At 78.6% G+C, this 21,656-nt stretch carries 12 protein-coding genes; 5 read left to right on the top strand and 7 right to left on the bottom strand.

Features of this window, described 5'->3' with window-relative positions; genetic code table 11:
- Window positions 1-20: 20 nt before the first annotated feature.
- Together EDC03_RS17625 and EDC03_RS11470 are read right to left on the bottom strand one after the other, a co-directional pair.
- Window positions 21-1,637, bottom strand: a complete 1,617-nt coding sequence (locus EDC03_RS17625; protein ID WP_158674278.1) for a right-handed parallel beta-helix repeat-containing protein — start codon at window positions 1,635-1,637, stop codon at window positions 21-23.
- A gap of 256 nt (window positions 1,638-1,893) precedes the next feature.
- A complete protein-coding gene (locus EDC03_RS11470; protein ID WP_123380420.1) occupies window positions 1,894-2,334 on the bottom strand; it encodes an FAD synthase family protein in 441 nt (146 codons plus the stop codon).
- Between the two features lie 249 nt (window positions 2,335-2,583).
- Here EDC03_RS11470 and EDC03_RS11465 point away from each other — a divergent pair, with 249 nt between their 5' ends.
- A complete protein-coding gene (locus tag EDC03_RS11465) occupies window positions 2,584-3,954 on the top strand; it encodes a tyrosine-protein kinase domain-containing protein (RefSeq protein ID WP_123380357.1) in 1,371 nt (456 codons plus the stop codon).
- A gap of 35 nt (window positions 3,955-3,989) precedes the next feature.
- Here the strand turns inward: EDC03_RS11465 and EDC03_RS11460 are convergent, their stop codons facing one another.
- On the bottom strand, window positions 3,990-5,024 hold the full coding sequence (locus EDC03_RS11460; protein WP_148058067.1) for a glycosyltransferase: 1,035 nt from the start codon (window positions 5,022-5,024) through the stop codon (window positions 3,990-3,992).
- 67 nt (window positions 5,025-5,091) lie between these two features.
- Here EDC03_RS11460 and EDC03_RS11455 point away from each other — a divergent pair, with 67 nt between their 5' ends.
- From EDC03_RS11455 to EDC03_RS11440, 4 genes are all read left to right on the top strand, one after another.
- On the top strand, window positions 5,092-6,441 hold the full coding sequence (locus EDC03_RS11455; protein WP_123380355.1) for an O-antigen ligase family protein: 1,350 nt from the start codon (window positions 5,092-5,094) through the stop codon (window positions 6,439-6,441).
- A 706-nt stretch (window positions 6,442-7,147) separates the two neighbouring features.
- Window positions 7,148-8,617 (top strand): lipopolysaccharide biosynthesis protein, encoded by a 1,470-nt coding sequence (locus EDC03_RS11450; RefSeq protein ID WP_148058066.1) that lies wholly within the window; start codon window positions 7,148-7,150, stop codon window positions 8,615-8,617.
- Entirely contained in the window at window positions 8,607-9,650 is a 1,044-nt protein-coding gene (locus EDC03_RS11445) for an aminoglycoside phosphotransferase/kinase family protein (protein WP_123380353.1), read from the top strand. The genes EDC03_RS11450 and EDC03_RS11445 overlap by 11 nt, the downstream gene beginning before the upstream one ends.
- A 774-nt stretch (window positions 9,651-10,424) precedes the next feature.
- Window positions 10,425-11,804 (top strand): HNH endonuclease signature motif containing protein, encoded by a 1,380-nt coding sequence (locus EDC03_RS11440; protein ID WP_123380352.1) that lies wholly within the window; start codon window positions 10,425-10,427, stop codon window positions 11,802-11,804.
- A 151-nt stretch (window positions 11,805-11,955) separates the two neighbouring features.
- Here the strand turns inward: EDC03_RS11440 and EDC03_RS11435 are convergent, their stop codons facing one another.
- From EDC03_RS11435 to EDC03_RS11420, 4 genes are all read right to left on the bottom strand, one after another.
- Window positions 11,956-12,942 (bottom strand): glycosyltransferase family 2 protein, encoded by a 987-nt coding sequence (locus EDC03_RS11435; RefSeq protein ID WP_123380351.1) that lies wholly within the window; start codon window positions 12,940-12,942, stop codon window positions 11,956-11,958.
- On the bottom strand, window positions 12,939-14,087 hold the full coding sequence (locus tag EDC03_RS11430) for a glycosyltransferase family 4 protein (RefSeq protein WP_199720175.1): 1,149 nt from the start codon (window positions 14,085-14,087) through the stop codon (window positions 12,939-12,941). The genes EDC03_RS11435 and EDC03_RS11430 overlap by 4 nt, the downstream gene beginning before the upstream one ends.
- 77 nt (window positions 14,088-14,164) lie before the next feature.
- Window positions 14,165-17,686: a PKD domain-containing protein gene (locus EDC03_RS11425; protein ID WP_123380350.1), complete on the bottom strand. Its 3,522-nt coding sequence runs from the start codon at window positions 17,684-17,686 to the stop codon at window positions 14,165-14,167.
- Window positions 17,687-18,008: 322 nt separating this feature from the next.
- Window positions 18,009-21,533, bottom strand: coding sequence for a PKD domain-containing protein (locus EDC03_RS11420; protein WP_148058065.1), 3,525 nt, complete (start codon window positions 21,531-21,533; stop codon window positions 18,009-18,011).
- Between the last annotated feature and the right edge of the window lie 123 nt (window positions 21,534-21,656).

Below are 21,656 nucleotides of genomic sequence, written 5' to 3'. Positions count from 1 at the left end.
CTCGCGGTCGGGCGGCGGGGTCAGCCCCAGCGCCGGACGGGGGCGGGCAGCCCCGTCAGGTCCCAGACGTTGCCGGAGGCCTGCAGGTCCGTCCGGTGCGTCGCGAGGGACGAGCAGCCGAGGATCGACTGCAGGAGCCCGAACCGGTTGTCGCGCAGCTGGACCTGGGGCCCGCTGTCGCGCCCCTTGTGCGAGATCTTCACCGAGCAGGTGCCGCCGTCGAACCAGTTGCCGGAGATGTCCAGGTCCCGGACCTCGCGGAAGTCCTGGGTGACCTGCACCGCGCCGTTGCTCGCGCCGGTGATGCTGTTGCCGCGCAGGGTGATCCGGCTGCCGCCGAGGACCTGGACGCCGTCGTTGTGCGAGGGCCCCTTCTGGTTGGGGTCCCAGGCGAACCAGCGGCTGTCGTGCAGCCACGAGTCCTCGACGAGGACGTCGTCGCCGTGGACCTTGATGTTGTCGACCGTGCCCCAGACGTCGACGCGCCGGGCGGTGAAGTTGCTGCCCTTGATGCCGTCGTACCAGACCGACGCCGTGTCCGGACGGATCGTGCTGTCCTCGATGACGAAGCGCTTCGCGTCCGCGTGGTCGACCGTGACGAGGCCGCGGTTGCCGTCCTTGACCCCGCCCCGGATGAGCGACCGCGTGATGGTCACGTCGGGCGCACGGACGACGACGAAGCCGTGGACGTCGAGGGCGTCGTAGCGGGCGCCGGGCGTCGTGATGACGAGGTCGCCGTCGTGGCGCGTCAGCCGCGTGCCGTCCGGCACACCGGTGCCGGCGGCGCCCGGACGCCCGGCCGGCCGCGTCGGCGTCGTCGGCTCGACGGGCGGGGGCGGCGGCGTGGGGACGACCGGCGGCGGGGGCGGCGGGGTGGGGACGACCGGCGGCGGGGGCGGCGGGGTGGGCACCACCGGCGGCGGCGGGGCCGGCGTCGTCACGGGCGTCGTCCCCCTGCCGACGACGTCGCCCACGGCGACGTGGGCCGCGGCCCTGGCCGAGCCGGACAGGTAGGTCCAGCTGCGGTCGGCGAGCACCGCGCCCACCGGGGAGGTGCCGCCGTCGACCGTCCGGTGCTGCCAGTCGGGGCGGGTGCGGTCGGACGGCCACGCGCGGACGCGCACGACGCCGTCGGCCGCGTGGTGGAAGTCGCCCTCGAGGTTGACGACGTCGCCCGCCTCGACGACGAAGTCCGTCGTCGTGCTGCGGTAGTCGCCCTCGCGGCCGTCCTCGACGGTCGACGTCCCCACGACGAGGCGGCCGTCGGGCTCGACGCGCACGCGGGCGCGGTAGCCGCCCGTTCCGCCGGGGCTGGCGACGTCGACGGCGAGGTAGAGCGTCGCCGTGGGCAGCGCGTCGAGGGTGAAGCCCGCCGAGCGCTGGTCCGCCGTCGCGGCGTCGCCCCACTCGCCGACGACCGCGCGGCCGGGGGCGACGACGACGTCGCCCGCCGCGCCGTCGGCGCCCGTGGCGGACCCCCCGGTGGCCCCCGCCGGGGCGGCGGCGCCGGCCTCGTCGAAGCTGCGGGAGTCGTCCCAGGCGCCGTCCGGCGCGGCGGTGGCCGCGGCCCCGTCGGCGGCGACCGCCGGCACGAGGCCGCCGGCGGCGACGAGCCCGCAGACGAGAGCCGTCACCACCCCGGGCCGGTGGCGCGCGGGGCGCGTGCGCCCGTGCGTCGTGGTCCCTCGACCCATTGCTGCGTCTCCCTGCTGCCACCCGCCGCTCGGCGGTCGTCTCCGTCCGCGGTCGGGCCGCGGCGCCGCGGGAGTTTCGCACGACTTCTGCTTGAAAGGGGGCGCACCGTCACGACCCGGGCACCCGGCCCGGGCCCGGCCGCGCGCGTCGCCGCACGGCAGGGCGTCCCCGGGGGGCCGGGCGGCGTCGGGCGGGGCGTCAGACGGGCGGCGCGGACAGCTGCTCGAGCCGCGCGAGCGCCTGGCGCAGCAGCGTGCTCGAGGTGTGCCGGGTGTAGGGGAAGTAGACGACCTCGACGCCGACCGTGGCCATCTGGGCCTCGAGGAGGTCGCCCTTCGGCGTCCCCCGCCAGTCGTCGCCCTTGAAGATGACGTCGAAGCGGACGTCCTGCCAGGTGTCGACCTTGGCCGGGACGACCTCGGCGACGGCCCGGTCGACGTAGCGCACGCCGGCGACGATCTCGAGCCGCTCGTCGAGCGGGACGACGGGGCGCGCGCCCTTGGCGAGGAGCGCCATCTCGTCGGAGACGACCCCGGCGACGAGCTCGTCGCACAGCTCCGACGCGCGCCGCAGGACGTTGAGGTGGCCCACGTGGAAGAGGTCGTAGACCCCCGGCGCGTACCCGACCCGACCAGCCACCCGGCACCCCTCCCCGGCGCGCCGCGGTCGCGGCGGCCCGGGGGCCGACCCTAGGCCCGCGACCGGCCCGGCCGGCGGCCGCCGCCCCGACGTCACCCGGGTGCCGCGCGGGACGGCCCGCGGCGGGCCGGACGGCACGCCCGGGCGGGCGGCGGCCACGGCCCGACGGGGCTCCCGCCCTATCCTCCGAGCGGGTCCGGCGCCCGGGGCACCCGGCCCGCGGGCCGCGAGACGGCCCGAGGAGGTGCCGTGGACGTCCGCGAGGTGGCGCAGGCGCCACGCCGGCGGTGGGCCCTCGTGGCCCTCCTCGCGCTCCTCGGCGCGCTGGCGGGGGCGGGGTGGTCGCTGGCGTCGCCGGACCGCTACCGGACCACGACGACGCTGATCTTCTCGCTGCAGGGCGGGTCGTCGGTCAACGACCTGGCGCAGGGCGGCACGTACACCCGCGACCTGCTGGCGTCCTACAGCCGCCTCGTCGACCTGCCGGTCGTGCTGTCCCCCGTCGTCGAGCAGCTGGACCTCGGCGTCACGCCGACCGCCCTGGCCCGCCAGGTGGACGTCACGACGCCGTCCGACACCTCGCTCCTGCAGATCGCCGTGACCGACGGCTCGCCCGAGCGGGCCGTGGCGGTGGCGGACGCCGTCGCGGCGCAGCTGACGACGACGGTGGCCGGCCTCTCGCCCGACGAGGTGGGCGGCGAGACGGTCTCCGTGGACGTCACCGTCGTCGAGCCCGCCCAGGTGCCGGACGCCCCGACCGCACCGCCGCTGCCCGTCCTGGCGGCCGCGGGCGCCGTCGCCGGCCTCGTGCTCGGCGTGGCGCTGCTCGTGCTCCTCGCCCTGCTCGTGACGCCCGTGGCCGACCGCTCGACGGCCCGCCGCCTCACCGGTGCCCCGGTGCTGGCCGAGGTGCCGCGGGGCGGCCGGGTGGGCCGTCACCCGGCCCCGACCCGCAGCGAGCCGCGCGCGCCCCGCGCCGAGGCGGTGCGCGTCCTGCGCACCAACCTCCTCGCGCTCCAGCGCGAGCACGACGTCCGCACGGTCGTCGTCACGTCGCCGACGGCGGGCGGCGGCTCGACGACGACGGCGCTCGCGCTCGCGGCCGCCGCCGCCGAGCTGTCCCAGCGCGTGCTCCTCGTGGACGCCGACCTCCGCTCCCCCGACGCCGCGCGCCGCCTCGGCCTCGAGGGGACGCCGGGGCTCGCCGACGTGGTCCGCGGCCGGGTCGGGCTCGAGGAGGCCGTGCAGGCCTGGGGCAGCCCGGGCCTCGACGTCCTGCCCGCCGGCACGCCGCACGACCACCCGGCGGAGCTGCTCGGCGCCCCCCGGACGGCCGAGGTGCTGGCCCACCTCCGGCAGACCTACGACCTCGTCGTCCTCGACGCCCCGGCGCTGCTCGCCGTCACCGACGCCGCGGCCCTCGCGGCGCGGTGCGACGGGGCCCTGCTCGTCGTCGACGCCCGGTCCTCGCGCCAGCGGCTCGTCGTCGACGCCGCCGAGCGCCTGGGGCTGGCCGGGGCGTCGCTGCTGGGCGTCGTGCTCGGCCGGGTGACCGGCACCGGCGGCCCCCGCGGGGCGACGGACGAGCGGGCCGGCGCGGCGGACGTCGCCGTCCCGTGAGGGCGCGCCGCCCGGGCGTCCCGGCGCCGCGGACCTCAGCCGGCGTCGCGCCCCGCGAGCCGGCGGTAGACCTCGGCGTGCCGGGCGCCGCCCACCGACCAGTCGCGCGCGGACAGGTCCGGCGCCCCCTCGAGGTCGGCCGTCGCGGCGAGGGCCCGCGCCAGGTCCTCGGGCCGCAGGGGCCCCTCGTGGGTCAGCACCCAGCGCTCCCCCACCTCGGCCCGCAGCTCGCGGGTCGTCGCGGTGGCCGGCACGAGCACGGGCCGGCCGAGGGACAGGGCGAGCAGGAGCGCGCCCGAGCTGTGGAGGTCGCGGTAGGGCAGGACGACGAGCTGCGCCGCCGTGACCTCCCGGGCCAGGTCGTCGTCGTCGACGTGCTCGAGCCGCGCCCCCACCCGCGGGTCCGCGGCGGCGGCGGCCGCGACGGCGCCCCGCAGGGCGGGGTCGGGCGCGGCACCGACGACCCGCAGCCGCGCGCCGGGGTCGGCGAGGCCGGCGAAGGCCGCGAGCAGCGTGTCGACGCCCTTGTACGGCCGCAGCAGGCCGAAGAAGAGCAGCCGTCCGGGCACGACCTCGGCGCGCGGCGCCCCGGCGTACCAGTCGCCGTAGTGCCCGTGCGGCACGACGACGCCGCCGGCCGGCGAGGGCGTCGACGGCGAGAGCAGCACCCGCTCGCGGACGCGGCGCTCGAGGGCGGCGAGGAGCAGGCGCTCGACGACGTCGCCGCGCTCGTGGGTCGCGGTGTTGTGGACGGTGCGCAGCACCGGGGTGCGCGTGAGGCCGAGGCGCGCGACGAGGAGGGCCGCGCGGGCGCGGGCCACCCAGCGCGCGGGGCGTCCCGCGCGGCGCAGGAGCACCTCGGGCCAGTGGACGTGGAGCACGTCGTACCGGCCGAGCAGCCCACGGGTCCAGGTGAAGAAGCGCACGTCGACGTCCGACGGCTGCGAGCGGGCCAGCTGGACGACGTAGGGGTTGGTCGTCGGGGACGGCCCCCGCACCGAGAGCAGGACCCGCACCGGGCGGGTGCCGCCGCCGGGCGCCCCGCCGCTCGTGCCGCTCGTGCCGGTCACCGCCACCCCCGCCGTCGCCCGTCGTCCGCGCGCCCGAACCTAGCGGCCCGACCCCGGGGGGCCCGGCGTGCGGGCTGAGGCGGCGGAGGACCGCACCCGGGCGGCGGAGCGGCGCGACGCGCGGGACGCCGTCGTGCTCGTCGTCCTCGTGTGGGCCGCCGGGGTGCTCCCCCGGCTCGCGGCGGCCCTCACGGGCCCGCGCGGCTCCAGCGCGGTCGGCGAGCAGGCCGCCGCCGGGCCGCTGCCCGACCTGCTCGGCCAGGTGCTCGTCGTGGCCGTCGGGGTGTGGTGCGCCGCGGTCGTCCTCGTCCGCCGGCGCGAGCTCCCGCGCGACCGCCTCCTCCCGCTGCTGCTGCTGCTCCTGCCGTGGGGCTGGCTGCTCGGCCGGGACCTCTTCGTCGGGGACCGCCCCGACGCGCAGGGCCTGCTGCTGCCCGTCGTCGTCGTCGGCGTCTGGGTGCTGCGCCCGCGGCTGGAGCAGCTGCGGGTGCTCGGCCTGCTCGTCGTCGCGACGGCGGGCCTGGCCGTCGTGATGGGGCTCGCGCTGCCGGGGGTCGGCATCTACCGGACGGGGGCGGGCGACCCCGTCGACGCGGGCGAGTCCCTCGTGCCGCTGGGGATCCTCGCCGGGCCCTACACGAGCGGCAACAACCTCGGGCAGGTCCTCGTCCTCGGCGCCCCGGCCGTGCTCCTCCTGCGGGGGCGCGCGGCCCGGGTCGCCGGCGGCGCGCTCGTGGCCGCGGCGCTCGTGTGGACGTCGTCGCGCTCCTCCCTCGCGGCGCTCGTGGCCGGCGTCGTGGCCGCCGCCGTCCTCGCCGGCGGCGGGCGGGGCCGGGCGGTCCTCGCGGCCCTCGGCGTCGCGGGCGCGGCCGCCGGCTCCGCGCTGCTGCCGCTCGCCGTCCTCGGCGACCCCGAGGCCTTCACCAACCGCGGCCTCATCTGGGCGGGCAGCCTCGCGGCGTGGCGGCAGCACCCCGTCGTCGGGCAGGGCACCGGCTACTACACCGACATCGCCGGCACGACCGACGCCATCGCGGGCAGCGCCTTCCACGCCCACCACCAGGGCCTGCAGACGCTCGTGACCGGCGGCGCCGTCCTCGCGGTGCTCGTCGTGCTCCTGCTGCTGGCGGCCGGCGTCGAGGCCGTGCGCCGGGTGGCGCGGGGGCAGACCTACCCGGCCGTGCTCCTCGTCGTGCTGGCGGTCTCGTGCGCCCTCGAGGTGTCCGTCGGCTTCGTCGACCGCGACCTCTTCCTCGTCGTCACCGTGCTGCCGGTCGCCTGGTCCCTCCTGGGGCAGCGCCCGGCACGGCGCCCGGCCCGCCCGCGGGGACCGTCGGCACCGCCCGCCGCGACGGGCCCGGTGCGGCCGACCCGCCCGGCCCGGCCGGGCGCGACGGCTCCCGGAGCCCCCCGGTGACCCACGCCCGCGCCAGGGCGGCGACGACGGCGGCGAGCACCGCCCCGACGCCGGCGGCCCCGGCCGCGAGCGCCGTCGGCGGGCCCGAGGCGCCGAGGGGCGCCGTCGCCGGCGCGAGCTGACGGACCTCCGAGCGGACCTCGCCCCCGCGGGCCGTCGGCGCGACGGCGTCGACGGCGGCCGTGAGCGACGCCGCCACCGCGTCGGCGGTGGCGAGCGCCCGGTCCCGGTCGGTGTCGGTGACCGTGATGTCCAGGAGCACCCCGTCGGTGTCGTCGCCGCGCACCGTGACCCGCTCGGCCAGGCCGGCGACGTCGGTCGGGAGGTCGAGCTCGCGGACCACCGGGTCGAGGACGACGGCGAGCCGTGCGAGCCGCGCGTACGTCGTCAGCTGGTCGCTCGCGTGCTCGAGGGCGTTGGTCGACTGGCCGACCGACGCGCGCGAGGGCGTCACGACGACGACCACCTCCGTGCTCGCGCGCCACGTGGCGGGGAGCAGGACGAGCGCGACGCCGACGGGCACGAGGACGCAGAGCGCGGCGAGCACCGCCACCACGCGGTGCCGGACCACCAGGGCGAGGTGGTCGGCGAGGCTCACGCGGCGAGTGTGCCGCAGCGCGGCGGACGGGTGGACCTGCGGCGCGGTGCCCGGCGGGCCGGGCCGCCCCGGGCCACCCGGACGGCACCGGTGGCTAGGGTCCCCCGCGTGACGACGGCCACCGGCCTCGGTGACCAGGCCGCGCGGGGCGCGGGCGTCACCCTCGGCGCCCAGCTGCTGCGCGCCGGCCTGCAGGTCGTCGCGCTCGTCGTGCTGGCCCGGCTCCTCGAGCCCCGCGACTTCGGGCTCGTCGCCATGGTCACCGCCGTCATCGGGGTCGCCGAGGTCCTGCGCGACTTCGGGCTCTCGTCCGCCGCCATCGCCGCGCGGGACGTCACCCGCGCGGAGCGGGACAACCTCTTCTGGGTCAACACCGGGCTCGGGCTGGCGTGCGGCGTCCTCGCGACGGCCGCGACGCCGCTCGTCGTCGCGCTCTACGACGAGCCGCGGCTCGCGACCGTCGTCCCCGTGCTCGCGGCCGTCTTCCTCGTCAGCGGGGCCAACACCCAGTACCGGGCGGACCTCTCCCGGCGGCTGCGCTTCCGCGCCCTCGCGGTCGCGGACATCGCCTCGCAGGTGCTGGCGATGGGCGTCGCCATCGGGCTGGCCCTGGCCGGCGCCGGGCTGTGGGCTGTCGTCGGCCAGCAGGTGACGGCGGCGACGGTGCTGCTGCTCGTCAACGTCGTCAGCGCCCGGTGGCTCCCGGGCCGCTACCGCCGCGACGTCCCGCTGCGGCGCTTCTTCCGCTTCGGCGGGGCGCTGCTCGGGACGCAGTCGATCTCGTACCTCACGAAGAACGTCGACAACGTCGCGCTGGGCGCGGTGTGGGGGGCGTCCGTCCTGGGCGTCTACAGCCGGGCGTACCAGCTGCTGATGATGCCGCTCAACCAGGTCAACGCGCCGCTGACCCGGGTCGCGCTGCCCGTGCTGTCGAGGGTGCGGGACGACGGCCCCACCTACCGCCGGTACCTCTCCCGCGCCCAGCTGGTCGGCTGCTACGTCACGGCCACGGGCTTCGCCGTCGGCGCGGGGCTGGCCGAGCCGCTCGTGGCGCTGCTCTTCGGCCCGCGGTGGTCGGCGGTGGCGCCCGTCTTCGCCGTCCTCGCGCTCGGCGGCATCTTCCGCGCCGTCTCGCAGCTGGCGTACTGGATGTACCTCTCGCAGGACCTCACGGGCGCCCAGCTCAAGCAGTTCCTCGTGACCCGGCCGCTCATGGTGCTCGTCATCGTCGCGGGCACGCCGTGGGGCGCGGTGGGCGTGGCCGCCGGGCACTCGATCGCCTACGCCCTGTACTGGGTCGCGTCGCTCTGGCACGTCGGGAAGGTCTCCGGCGTCGACACCGGCCCGCTCCTCCGCAACGCGACGCGGGTCCTGCTGACGGTCAGCGCGCCGTGCGGCGTCCTGGCGCTGGCCGCCACGTGGCTGCCGGTGCCGGCGGCGGTGCAGGTCGTCGTCGGGCTGCTCGCCGCGGCGGCGTGGCTCGGCCTGCTCGTCGCGGTCGTCCCGGCGGTGCGGGCGGACGCGGTGACGGTGCGCTCCTTCGCGCTGCGGGCGGCGGGGCGGCGGCGTGCGGCCTGACGACGGGGTCCCCGGCCCGCTCGGGCGCGTCGTCCGGCTGGTGCGGGTGGTGCGCGGGCGCAAGCGCGAGGTCGTGCGACGGCTGGCTGACGGCACCGCGCCGCGCGCCGGGGGCTGGTGGCGCGTGGGCCTGGACGAGGCGCGGGTGCTGGCCCTGCCCCGCCCGGGCGGGCGTGACGCCGGTCCGGCGGCGGACCACGCCGCGGGGCCGGCCCGCTCCCGGCCGCTGCGGTGGGCCGTCCGGCTCGTCCCCCCGCTCGTCGTCCGCCGGCCGGGCCCGCGCGACGTCGGCGGCGTGCACCTGCTCGTGACGAAGAGCGGCGGCGCCGTGCTCCTCGACCCGGGCGCCGGCGTCGTCGTCCACGAGCGCGCCGTGCCCTTCGACGCCGCGTACGCGGGCCGGCGGGAGGCCGTCGCGGCGTACCTGCCCGTCCGGCCCGGGGCGCTGTCGGCCGACCGGCGGGTCCTGCGCGAGCCGCTCGTCGCCGGCCGGCCGCTGCACCGGGCCGACGTGGCCGCGCGGCGGGCCGTGCTGCGCGACGTCGCCGCCCGCAGCGCCAGCGCCGCGGGGAGCGGCCGGCCCGGCGGGGCCTCCGCGGCGGTGGCGGCCGCCGTCGACGCCGCCCTGGCCGCGGCGCCGCGGCTGCCCGCGGACCTCGTGGCGGCGCTGCGCGCCGACGCCCCCGCGCTGCGCGACGCCGCGGCGACGTGGCCGGCCGTCGTCGCGCACGGCGACCTCACGGGCGAGAACGTCCTGCTGGCCGACGACGGCGCCTGGGGCCTCGTGGACCTCGAGGACGCGCGGCCGCTGCCGTGGTTCGCCGACGCCCTGTCGCTGCTGCTGCGCGACCCCGACCTCGGGCCCTCGTGGGCGGCCGGTCGGGAGCCCGACCTCCTCGCCCCGCTGCACCTGCCCGGGGTGGCGCCGGACGAGCGCGCCTGGGGCCGGGCCGCGGCCCTGCTCGCCGCCGCCCACCACGCCGGGCAGCACGGCGGGGACGTCGCCAGGACGCTGCCGCCGCTCTGGCGGTGAGGGCGGCCGTCGGCGCCGCCGGGAGGCTGCACGAGGACGCGCTCTCCCGCGTGGACGTGCAGCCACCCCCTCGCGCCCACGACCGTCCGGTGACGGCGGACCCGGCGCGTGCGAGCGTCCGGCAGGGCTCTCGGGCGACTGCTCGCGTGCGTGAGGCTCACGGAGGACGAACGGGCGCCTGTTCGCGGCCGGCGAGGGTCCCCGACGACGAACGGGCGCCTGTTCGCGCGTTGCCACCGTCTCCGACGACGAACGGGCGCCTGTTCGCAGCCGGCCAGGGTCCCCGACGACGAACAGGCGCCTGTTCGCGCCGGGCGAGGGTCCCCGACGACGAACGGGCGCCTGTTCGCGCCCTGCGACCGTCTCCGACGACGAAACGGGCGCCTGTTCGCAGCCGGCGAGGGTCACCGACGACGAACGGGCGCCTGTTCGCGCCCTGCGACCGTCTCCAACGACGAACGGGCGCCTGTTCGCGGCGGGCGAGGGCTCTCGGACGACGACGAGGCACCCGTCCCTGTGCGCGCACCCACGGAGGCGTGGGGAGCCGCCTCGGAGATCCTGCCGGCGCACCGAGCGGTGGTCGCCGCGTCGACGGGTCGGCGGAGGTCCGCGGCCCTCGGCCCGCCTGCAGCAGGAGGTCCGTCCAGGCGCACGTCGCCACGCCCGCGTCGTTCGATCACCCGTTCGAGTCGCGTTCATCGCCCCAGGTCAGACGCCTGTGGACGACGCCCGCGGTGAGGTCCGTTGTCGGTGGTCGCCCCTAGCGTGAGCGCCATGACCACCGACGGCGCGGGCACGACGACCGGCGTCGTCACGCCCGTCGCCGTGACGGCACTGGTCCCGGCCGGCGCCCTCGCGGACGGGGTGACGGTGCTGACCGCGGCGGTCGACGTCCTGCTGGCCGTGCCGCTGTGGCAGACCCCCGACGCCGGGATCCGTGAGGCCGTCGTGGAGCTCGAGCGGCAGGCCGCCCGTCTCGAGGCGGTCCGGCTACGGGTCCTTGCGGCCGCCGACGAGCGGCGGGTCGGCACCGTCGCCGGAGCGCCCTCGACGGCGGACTGGTTGGTCGGCGCGACGACGACCCGCGCCGAGCACGCCCGCCGCCGCGTCGACCTCGCCGTCGCCCTGGAGGCCGACCTGGCGGCGACCGGGTCGGCGCTGGCCGACGGGAAGGTCACCGGTGACCAGGCCGGGGTCGTCCACACCGTCATGACCCGGCTGCCCGCGGCGCTGGACGCGGCGACGCGGGCCGACGCGGAGGCGTTCCTCCTGGAGCAGGCCGTCCACCTCGACCCCCGGCGCCTGGCGCAGGTCGGCCGGCGGCTGGCCCCCCGCCTGGACGTCGGCACCGGCGACGACCTCGCCTGGACCGAGGCCGGCCAGGAACGCCGCCGCCAGCTGCGCTGCACCCAGACCGACGACGGCACCTGGCTGCTGTCCGGACAGCTCGACCCCGTCGCCGGCACCACCCTCATGACCGCGCTCGAACCCCTCGCCGCACCCCGCCCCGCGAAGGACGGCGCCCCGGACCTGCGCCCGCACCCCCGCCGGCTGGCCGACGCCCTCCTGCAGCTGTGCGAGGGCCACCTGGCCGGAGCGACCGGCACGTCGGCGCCACGTGCTCGGCTGGTCGTGACCGTGCCGCTGGCGACGCTGCTCGACCCGGCCGCGCCCGGTGCGGACCCCGCGACGCTGCCCGGCGGGCACCCCCTGTCCGCCGAGCAGACCACCCTGCTGGCCTGCGACGCCCACCTCGTCCCCGTCCTCATGGACGACGACCGGCCGCTGGACGTCGGACGGTCGGTCTACTCCTGGCCCGACAAGGTCCGCACCGCCGTCCGCCTGCGCGACCGCACCTGCACCTGGGGCCGTTGCACCCGCCCCGCGGAGTGGGGCCACATCCACCACCTCACCCCCTGGTCGAAGGGCGGGACCACCGCCGAGCGCAACGCCGCCTGCCTGTGCGGCCACCACCACCGCCTCGTCCACCGCGAGGGCTGGCGAGGCGAGCTGATCGGCGCCCAGGTCGTCTGGCACCCACCCGACGGGGGACCGCCCCTACGACCACCACCACCCTGGACGAGAGCGCTCGACCGCGTCGTCGACCGCTGGCGTGCCCGCACGCGACCGCACGCCCGCCGGGCGGCCGCCTGACCCGATGACCGCCAGACCGTGGAGGGCGTCGGCTCGGCGGCGCGACGAGGTCGACGACATGGACGCGCGTGCACGTCTCGGCCCGGGACGCCCCAGCCCTTCTGCGACGAGGGACGGAGCCCTCACCGACGGAGCGGAGGCGTGCGAGCGGTCAGCTGCCGTCGACCGCCGACGGGGGCTTCGTCGTCGGGCGCCGGTACTCGGCGTAGGTCCACCCCAGCGCGCCGCCGAGCATCCCGGTGCCGCGGGCCAGGGCCTTGGCGCCGCGCGCCTGCATCGACGTGTCGCCGCGCACGGTGCCGGCCACCGTCCCGCCGGCGCCCGCGACGACGCGCAGGAGGCCACGCCCGGCGCAGGCGCTCCGCGCGAGGACGCGGGCGGGCGCGGAGGGTGCGACGACGACCTCGACGCGGGCGTGGGAGTTGCCGCTGCGGAGCTGGCGGCGCAGGACCCAGGAGCGGGTCGTGCGCGAGACGGGCACGACGTCGGTGACGACGGCCTCGTCGCACCACACGAGCTCGGCGCCCGAGGCGTGCAGGAGTCGCGTGAAGAGCGTGTCCGAGCCGCCCGAGACGCCGAAGCGCGCGTCGAAGCGCAGCCCGCCCGGCGCGGCCGCCCGGACCTGCGCGAGGTCGAGGAGGAGGTTGTTGGTCGCGGCGACGTCGACCCGGGTCCCCGTCGCGAGGCGCCGCCGGGTGAAGAAGCCCCCGGCGTGCACCCACGGCGCCGGCTCGCCCGGGAAGCGGGACACGACGGGCCCGACGACTGCGCCGCCCCCCTCCGCGCGCCAGGTGGAGAGCAGCAGGCCGAGCCACCCCTCGCAGGGCCGCTCGTCGTCGTCGAGGAAGACGAGGACGTCGTCCCCCGCCCCGTCCGCCGCGTCGAGCGCGCGGTTGCGGGCCGCGGCGATGCCGGGCTCCGGCTCGTGGACGACGTCCACGCCGGCGAGGCCGAGCGCCGCGACCTCGGGCAGCGCCGAGCCGTCCGGGTCGTTGTCGACGACGAGGACGCGCGACGGCGTCCCGGCCGCGGTCTGCGCCGCGCACTGGGCGGCGACCTCGGGCAGCACCTCCCGCAGGTCCTCGGGCCGGCGGTAGGTGAGGACGGCGACGACGACGCGGGGCGCCGCGGCGGTCACCGCGCGGCCCCGGCGGGCGCGACCGCCGCGAGGACGGCCCCGGCGACGGCCTCCCGGTACCCCCCGGGGGCGTGCCGGTCGGCGAGCAGGACGGCGTCGCGGGCGGCGGCCTCGACCGTGCGCGGGCCGCCGGCGAGGACGGCCTCGACGGCGTCGGCGACCGCGCCGGGCTCCCCCGGCGGCACGAGGCGGGAGGCGCCGCAGCCGGCCAGGGCCTCGGGCAGCCCGCCCGTCGAGGAGGCCACGACCGGGCGGCCGGCGAGGACCGCCTCGACCGCGGTGTTGCCGAAGGGCTCGGGCAGCAGCGACGGGACGAGGACGACGGTGGCCGCCGCCAGCCGCGGCCACACCGCCGGCACGAACCCGTGACGGTGCACGTGGCCGACGAGGGCGGGGTCCGCCAGCGCGGCGTCGAGGCGCTCGCCGAAGGCGGCGTGCTCGGCGAAGACGTCGCCGACGAGGTCGAGCGACGCGTCGACGCCGCGCCGCCGCAGCTCGGCGAGGGCCTCCACGGCGACGAGGACGCCCTTGCGCTCGGAGAGCCGGCCGACGTACACGAGCCGGACGGGGGCGCCCGGGGCGGGGACCTCGAGCGGCGTCGGGCCGTCGGGCGGGCCCGCGACGCCGTTGGGGACCACGACGGGCCGCCCGGCCAGCGCCGGCTCGGAGCCGACGAGGACGTCGCCCGCGTACCGGCTGTTGACGAGCACCGTGGCCGCGCCCCGCAGCGGGGAGGCGAGCGCCCGCCGCAGCAGGCGCGCCGCGGCGCCCTCGGCCTCGTGGACGTGCCCGACGACGGGCACCCCCGCGAGCCGCCCGGCGAGCAGCCACAGGGGCTGCACCTGGGTGCTGACGTAGACGGCGGCGGGTCGCCCCGCCCGCAGGAGCGCGAGCGCGCCGACGAGGCCGCGGACGCCGTCGACGGCCAGGCGCAGGGCGCCGGCGGGCCGGAGCGAGGACTTGCGCAGCACCGGCACCGACGTGCCGACCACGGTCGCGCCGGCGGCCTCGAGCAGCGGCACGAGCGGCCCCCGGGACGGCAGGGCCACGACGACGTCCGTGCCGGCGTCGACGAGCCCGTGCACGGACTCGGCGAGCATCCGGTCCGAGCCGTACAGCTCGGCCGAGGGGTGGGTGACGAGCACCCGCGGACGGGCCGCCCCTCCCCCGGGCCGCCCCGGCGTCGCGGGGGCGGACGCCCCCGCGACCGCCGGGCGCCCGGTCACCGCGTGGTCGCCGTCGTGGCCGAGAGGTCGTCGTGGCGGACGACGACCGGGGCCGTCGACGAGCCGGAGAGGTACGTCCACAGCCCGATGCTCCCAGGCGCCTGGCGTGCCGCGGTCGCGTCGGTCGCCGTGCGCTGCCACGTGGCGGGCTCGGCGGCGCCCTCGGCCCACACCCGCGCCCGCAGGGTCGTCGGGGAGGAGCCGACCGCCTCGACGCGCAGCCGGAGCCCGGTGGCGCCGGCGGCCGGGTCGACCGTCAGCCCCGCCACGGTCGTCGCGGCGGCCAGCGTGGTCTCGGTGGAGCCGTCGAGCCGGGTGAGCCCCAGCGTCACCGAGCCGTCGGCCAGCACCCGCACCTTGGCGCGGTACTCGCCGTCCGCGCCGGCCCGCACCGTGCCGGCGACGTAGGCGCCGCCGCCGGTGGGCAGGGCGGGGAAGCGGGCGGTCGTGGCGAGCGAGACGTCGCCCGCCGAGACGTCGGCGAGGCGGGCGGTGCCCGCGCGGCCGGCCCCGACGGTGACCGCACCGGCCGTGCCGTCGACGGCGGCGCTCGAGCCGGAGCCGGACGTCGTCCACGCACCGCCGACCTCGGCGGTGCCGAGCCCGCCCGTCACCGAGCGGGTGAAGGTGTCGGCGGCCACCGTGCCCGCCGGGACGGCGGGGGCGACCGGCGGGGCCGTCACCTCGACGGTGCGGGTGGCGGTCGCCGTGGCGCCCGCGTCGTCCGCGACGGTGAGGGTGACGGTGTAGCGGCCGGCCGCCGAGTAGGTGTGGCTCGTCGTCGCGCCGGTGGCGGTCTCCCCGTCGCCGAGGTCCCACGTCCACGAGACGACCCGGCCGTCGGCGTCAGCGGAGCCCGTGCCGTCGAGCTGCACGGACAGGTCGGACGTCGTCGCGGCGAGGGCCGCCGTCGGCGCCGTGTTGGCGGGTGCCGTGACCTCGACGACGCGGGTGGTGCTGGTGCTCGCGCCGCGGTCGTCGGTGACGGTGAGGGTGACGGTGTAGCGGCCGGCCGCGGCGTAGGTGTGCGTCGCGGTCGCGCCCGTCGTGGTCGTCCCGTCGCCGAGGGCCCAGGACCAGGAGGCGACCCGGCCGTCGGGGTCGCTCGAGGCGGTGCCGTCGAGCTGCACCGACAGGCCCGAGGTCGTGGCCGTCGCGGCGGCGACGGGCGCGTCGTTGGGGGCGGCCGCGCCGCCCGCGGCGGCGTGGGCGCGCACCTGCGCGGTCGTCAGCACGGTCGGGTACACGGCGACCTCGTCGACCGTGCCGGCGAGGGAGTCGGGCGTGCCCCGGCCCGGCCAGCCGCCCAGGGTGTCGCCGCCGACGTGCCACCAGCCGGTGTAGGCCTGGCCCGCGGTGGTGTCCGTCCGGGCGCCGACGAGGGTGCCGTCGACGTAGAGCTGCATGCCGCCCGCGCCGAGCGTGGCGACGACGTGGTGCCAGCGGCCGTCGTTGTAGGCGGCGGTGCTCTGCACGGTGCGGGCGGTGCCGGGGTAGACGCCGAAGACGAGCTGGCCGCCCGGCGTCATGTAGACGTGCCGGTCGTACGAGGTGGACCCGGCGGTCCGGCTGTTGCCGAAGCCGACGAGCTTGCCGCCCTGCGTCGAGGTGGTGCGCACCCACGACTCGACGGAGAAGGTGTTCGGGCCCGGCTGCGCGACGGTCGAGACGCCCTGCAGGGCGGCGGTGCCGGCGAAGGTCGTCGCCGTGTCGCCGGTCACGGCGCCGTCGGCGCCGCGGACGGCGCTCACGGGGAGCGTGAGGTCGTCGGCGCCGGCCGAGTCGAAGGCCGTCGGGCCGGAGGCCTCGCCCAGGCGCCACAGGGACGTGGCGCCGTCGGCGAGGACGGCGTCGGCGTAGGGGCTGGGCGTCGCGGTCGAGCCCGGGGCGGTCGCCGTCGTCGTCGCGCTGACCATGGTGTTGCCGTCGGGGTCGCTGACCCGCACGCGGTAGGTCTGCGTCGTCCCCGCGGGGGCGGTGCTGTCCGACAGCGCGAGCGTGGGCCGCGACCACCAGGCCGAGGGGGCCGTGCGGCGGCCGACGACCGTGGCGGTGCTCAGCTTCTCGCCACGGAGCAGCTCGTAGGTGAGGACGCGGTCGTCGCGGTCGAAGGCGGCGCGCCAGGCGAGCCGCAGCGTCCCCGGCGCGGTGGCCGTGGCCGTCGGCGCGAGCTCGGTGTAGCCGTTCGGGCCCTGCTTGCGCGGCGACGACGCCCGCGCGGCGAAGCGGACGAGGCCCTGCTGCGCCGTGCCGTTGACGGTGGGGAACTCGCCGCCGAGGACGACGTAGCCGCTCGTGGCGCTGACGGTCCAGGCGGCCTGCTGCTGGCCGGTGACCTTGCCCGAAGCCAGGTCCGGGGTCCAGGCGAGGAGGTCGGGACGGGCCCGGCCCGGGAAGGGGCCGCCGACGTTGGTCGAGCCGTCCGCGGCCGGCGCCGTCGTCGTCACCATGGCGCGCTGGAAGCTGCGCGGCGTCGTCTCGGGGTTGCCGCCGATGGCCGAGCAGTTGTGCGGGTGCCCGACGGAGTACAGGACGCCGCCGACCGGGGCGGTGTCGTAGGTGTCGCCGTAGCAGCCGGCGACCCACTGGAGGGTGCCCGTGGCCGCGTCCGCGGCGAAGGTGTTCTCGAAGTCGCTCGGCCCGTAGTAGTCGTAGCCGGAGCCGAAGACCTGGGAGCCGCTCGTCGACAGCGAGTAGATCGCCGAGTCGGCCCCGTAGTTCTGGATGGTGGCGTTCGCGGCCCAGGGACGGGAGGCGCCCGTGCCCCCGGCCTCGAGGGCGCCGCTGCCCCGGGCGGTCTGCCCGTTGAGCGTGGCGAAGCGGCCGGCGGCGACGACGGAGCCCGTGCCGGCGGGCACGGCGAGCGCCATGACCTCGGCGTCGGCGGTGGGCGCCCACGTCGTCAGGGCGCCGGTGACGGCCGAGACGGCCCCGAGCCGCGTGCGGGCCTGCCCGGCCAGCGTCGTGAAGATACCGCCGACGTAGAGGGTGTCGCCGCGGACGGCGAGGGCGCGGACGCGGGCGTTGGCGTTGGCCCGGAAGCCGGTGACGAGCGCGCCGGTGCGCGCGTCGAGCGCGGCCACCCGGGCGCGGGCGGTGCCGTTGACGGTGGCGAAGTCGCCGCCGACGAAGATCCGGCTGCCGTCCGCCGAGGCGGCGAGCGCGAGGCCCTGCCCGTCGAGCGAGGCGTTCCAGGTGGTGAGGAGGTTCCCCGTCGCGAGGTCGAAGGCGAGGATGTTCGACCGCGCCGTCAGCTGGGTGCCCGGGGCCGCGCCGGCCGGGCGCGCCTGGGCGAACTTGCCTGTGTCGTAGACGGTGCCGCCGACGACGAGCGTGTCCCAGACGACGCCGTCCACCTGGACGGTGGGCAGCACGTCGGCGCTCACGGCCGCCGGGGCCGTCGTGGTCGTCGTCGTGGCCGCCGTGGCGGGCGGCAGGCTCGCGAGGGGGGCGACGAGCAGCAGCGGCAGGACCGCCGCCCAGCGCGCGGCGCGCCGCCGGTGACCCGTGGTGCTCATGGCTTCTCCTCGCCGCCGGCTCGCCGGCCCGCCGTCCTCGGGCACCGGTCGGCCCGGTGCTCTGTCGAGAGTAGGTCGCCTCTCACGCTGCGTCATCGCACGCAGCGCAGAGCCACCCGGACGGCCGATGCCCTCACCGGCGGTGAGGTGGGTGCCCGTCCCCGGACCTCCGGGCCGGGTGGCCCGGACGTCGTCGTCGCGCAGCGCGGTGGCCGTCGGTGGCGGCCCGGGGCGCCGCACCGACGGGCCGACGGTGCCCGCCCCCGGGTCATCGGCGCGGACGGGGACCTCCTGGAGGCCCCTCCCCCGGCGCCCCGTCGGGTCACCGCCGGGCGACGCCGGTGCCCGCGGCGAGGTCGTCGACGCGCAGGGCGACCGGGGCCGTCGACGAGCCGGAGAGGTACGCCCACAGCCCGACGCCGCCGGGCCCCTGGCGGGACGCCGTGGCGTCGGTGGCCGTGCGCTGCCAGCCGTCCGGCTCCGCCGTGCCCTCGGCCCACGCCCGGGCCCGCAGCATCGTCGGGTCGGTGCCCACGGCCTCGAGGCGGAGCCGCAGGCCGGCGCCGGGCGCCACCACGAGCCCCGGCACGGCCACGGGCGCGGCCAGCGTCGTCTCGGCCGTGCCGTCGGTGCGGGCCAGCCCGAGGGTCACGGACCCGTCGGCGAGCACCCGCACCTTGGCGCGGTACTCGCCGTCGGTCCCCGCCCGCACCGCGCCCGCCACGAAGACGCCGCCGCCCGTGGGCAGGGCGTCGGGCCGCACGGTCGTCGTCAGCGAGACGTCCCCCGCGGCCACGGACGCCAGCCGGCCGCTGACGGCACGGCCGGCGGCCACGGAGAGCACCCCGGCGGCACCGTCGACGGAGGTCCCGCCCGCGGCCCCGGTCGTCGTCCACGCGCCGCCGAGCTCGGCCGTGCCGAGCCCGCCGGCGACGGTGCGGGCGAAGGTGTCCCAGGCGACGGTCCCCGCGGGGACCACCGGCGGCGCGACCACCTCGACGGTGCGGCTCGCGGTCGCGGTGGCGCCGTCGTCGTCGGTGGCCGTGAGGGTGACGACGTAGGTGCCGCCCGCGGCGTAGGTGTGCCGGACCCGCTCCCCCGCGGCCACCTGCCCGTCGCCGAGGTCCCAGGCCCACGCGACGACCCGGCCGTCGGCGTCCGTCGACCCGCTGCCGTCGAGGGAGACGTCCAGGCCGCCCGTGCTCGCGGCGACCGTCGCCGTGGGGGCCGTGTTGGGCGGCTCGACGACGTCGACGACCGCGGTCGTGCGGGCCGTGGCGCCACGGTCGTCGGTGACGACGAGGGTCACCGTGTACCGGCCGGCCGCCGCGTAGGTGTGGCGGGCCGTGGCCCCGGTCGTCGTCGACCCGTCGCCCAGGTCCCAGGCCCACGCGACGACCCGGCCGTCGGGGTCGCTCGAGGCGGTGCCGTCGAGCTGCACGGACGACCACGAGGGCGTGACCGTCGCGACCGCCGTGGGGACGTCGTTCGGGGCGGCGAGGCCGCCGGCCGCGGCGTGGGACCGCACCTGGCCCGTCGTCAGCACGGTCGGGTAGACCGCCACCTCGTCGACGGTCCCGGCGAGCGCGTCCGACGCCGGCCGCAGTGGCCAGCCGGACAGCGAGTCCCCGCCGACACGCCAGTAGCCCGTGAGGGACCGGGCGGACGTCACGTCGGCCCGACGCCCCACGAGGACGCCGTCGACGGACAGCTGCATCCCGTCCGCCCCGAGCGAGGCGACGAGGTGGTGCCACCGCCCGTCGTTGTAGGCGGCGGCGCTCTGGACGCCGCGCACCGTGCCGCCGGTGCTGACGGCGTGGACGAGCTGGCCCGAGCTCGTGAGGTAGACGTTGCGGTCCGTCGTGGCGCTGGCGCCGGTCCGGCTGCTCCCGACGCCGACGACCTTGCCGCCGCGGCGGCTCGTCGTGCGGAACCACGCCTCGACGGAGTACGTCTGCGGCGCGGCCTGCGCCGTCGTCGAGACGCCCTGCAGCGACCCGCTCCCCGCGAAGGTCGTCGCCGCGTCGCCGGCCAGGACGCCCGCGGCGCCGCGCGCGGCCGACGTCGGCAGCACGAGGTCGTCGGCGCCGACGAGGTCGAAGGCGCGTGTGCCCGACGGCTCGCCGAGCCGCCAGTACGCCGTGGCGCCGTCGGCGACCACCGCGTCGGCGGAGGGGCTCGGCGTGGCGGCGGTCGCCGGGCCGTCGACGGTCACCTTCGGGCCGACGAGGACGTTGCCGTCGGCGTCGGCCACCCGCACGCGGTAGGTCTGCGGGGCGCCGGCGGGGACGGTGGCGTCCGAGAGGGCCAGGGTCGGCCGGGACCACCAGGCCGTGGACGCCGTGCGGCGACCCACGACGGTCGCCGTGGACAGCTTCTCCCCCCGGAGCAGCTCGTACGTCAGGACGCGGTCGTCGCGGTCGTACGCCGCGCGCCACGACGCCCGCAGGACGCCCGGCGCCGTGGCCGTGACGGCCGGTGCCAGGTCGGTGTAGCCGTTGGGGCCCTCCCGGCGGGGGGAGGCGGCGCGGGGCACGAAGCGGACGAGCCCCTGCTGGGCCACGCCGTTGACGGTGGGGAACTCGCCGCCGAGGACGACGTAGCCGTCCGTCGCGCTGACCGTCCACGCACCCTGCTGCTGCCCGGTGACCGTGCCCGCGGCCAGCTCGGGCGTCCACGCGAGGAGCTCGGGGCGCGGCTGCCCGGGGAAGGGCCCGCCGACGTTCGTCGAGCCGTCCGCGGCCGGCGCCGTCGTCGTCACCATGGCGCGCTGCCACGAGCGCGGGCTCGTCTCGGGGTTGCCACCGATCGCCGAGCAGTTGTGCGGGTGGCCCACGGAGTAGAGGACGCCCCCCACGGGAGCCGTGTCGTAGGTGTCGCCGTAGCACCCGGCCACCCACTGCAGGGTCCCCGTGGCGGCGTCCGCGGCGAAGGTGTTCTCGAAGTCGCTGGGCCCGCCGAAGTCGTACCCCGAGCCGAAGACCTGGCCGCCGCTCGTCGTCAGCGAGTAGATCGCCGAGTCCGGGCCGTAGTTCTGGATCGTCGCGTTGACGGCCCACGGCCGGCTCGCGCCGGTGACGGCGTCGACCGCCCCGCTGCCGCGGGCGACCTGGTCGTCGAGCGTCGTGAAACGGCCCGCGACGACGACGGACCCGGTGCCCTCTGGCACGGCGAGCGCCGTCACCTCGGCGTCGGCGGTCGGCGCCCACGTCGTCGGCGCCCCCGTCGTGGCGGAGACCGCTCCCAGCCGGGTGCGGGCCTGGCCCGCGAGCGTCGTGAAGACGCCGCCGACGTAGAGGGTGTCGCCGCTCACGGCGAGCGCACGGACGCGGGCGCCGGCGTTGGCCTTCCACCCCGTCACGAGGTCACCCGTGCGGGCGTCCAGCGCGGCCAGGCGGTTGCGGGGCACCCCGTCCACGGCGGCGAAGTCACCGCCGACGAAGATGCGGCTGCCGTCGGCCGACGCCGCGAGCGCGAGGCCCTGGCCGTCGAGGACCGCGTCCCAGCCGGTGAGGAGCTCGCCCGTCGCGAGGTCGAAGGCCAGGACGTTCGACCGCGGCGTCAGCTGCGTGCCCGGCGCGGCGCCGGCGGGCCGCGCCTGCGCGAAGGAGCCGGTGGCGTACACCGTCCCGCCGAGGACGAGCGTGTCCCACACCACCCCGTCGACCTGCACCGTCGGCAGCACGTCGGCGCTCACCGGGGCCGGGGCCGCCGACGTCGACGACGACGACGCCGGGGCGGCCGTCACCGGCGGGGCGACGAGGAGCGGGGCGAGCAGGAGCAGCGGGAGCACCGCCGCCCGTCGTGCCGCGCGACGCACCCGCCGCCGGGGACCCGTGGTGCCCATGGCTCCTCCTCGCCGCCCGGCCTCCCGGCCGGGCGTCCCGAGGGGGCCGGCCGCTCCCGGCCCCGCGGCGCGAGGGTAGGTCGGCCGTCACGCTCGGTGCCGGGCTTCGGCGGAGAAGGGTCC

It is taken from the genome of Pseudokineococcus lusitanus (assembly GCF_003751265.1).
Classification (GTDB): Bacteria; Actinomycetota; Actinomycetes; order Actinomycetales; family Quadrisphaeraceae; genus Pseudokineococcus; species Pseudokineococcus lusitanus.
This window is presented reverse-complemented; position numbering and strand designations above follow the sequence as displayed.

Coding starts and splice junctions, on each gene's coding strand:
- EDC03_RS11440 (WP_123380352.1), top strand. CDS start 10,425: ATGACCACCGACGGCGCGGGCACGACGACCGGCGTCGTCACGCCCGTC.
- EDC03_RS11425 (WP_123380350.1), bottom strand. CDS start 17,686: ATGAGCACCACGGGTCACCGGCGGCGCGCCGCGCGCTGGGCGGCGGTC.
- EDC03_RS11420 (WP_148058065.1), bottom strand. CDS start 21,533: ATGGGCACCACGGGTCCCCGGCGGCGGGTGCGTCGCGCGGCACGACGG.